Below are 678 nucleotides of genomic sequence, written 5' to 3'. Positions count from 1 at the left end.
TCAAGTGTAATTAATTTATCAATTTTTTCTTTGTGAGATTTCATTTAATCTTTTTCGTTAATTAAAGCCAACGGGCTTTTATAAGATTTGTGCGACTGGAAAATCGGAGATTTTTCGGACGTAGCAAATCGTTAGTTTAATGTTTGTCGGTTCGTTATTTAGTTTAAAAGTAAGCATAAATTTTATGAGGTGTTGCCAAACGTTTTTACTCTTTCAGTGTAATTAATTTATCAATTTTTTCTTTGTGAGATTTCATTTAATCTTTTTCGTTAATTAAAGCCAACGGGCTTTTATAAGATTTGTGCGACTGGAAAATCGGAGATTTTTCGGACGTAGCAAATCGTTAGTTTAATGTTTGTCGGTTCGTTATTTAGTTTAAAAGTAAGCATAAATTTTATGAGGTGTTGCCAAACTTGTAGAAATGTGATTTAATAAATTATTTTCTCTTTCAAGTGTAATTAATTTATCAATTTTTTCTTTGTGAGATTTCATTTAATCTTTTTCGTTAATTAAAGCCAACGGGCTTTTATAAGATTTGTGCGACTGGAAAATCGGAGATTTTTCGGACGTAGCAAATCGTTAGTTTAATGTTTGTCGGTTCGTTATTTAGTTTAAAAGTAAGCATAAATTTTATGAGGTGTTGCCAAACGTTTTTACTCTGTCAGTTGTCATTATATA

It is taken from the genome of Lutibacter sp. HS1-25, assembly GCF_004121075.1.
GTDB lineage: Bacteria > Bacteroidota > Bacteroidia > Flavobacteriales > Flavobacteriaceae > Lutibacter.
Note: the sequence above shows the minus strand (reverse complement) of the source record.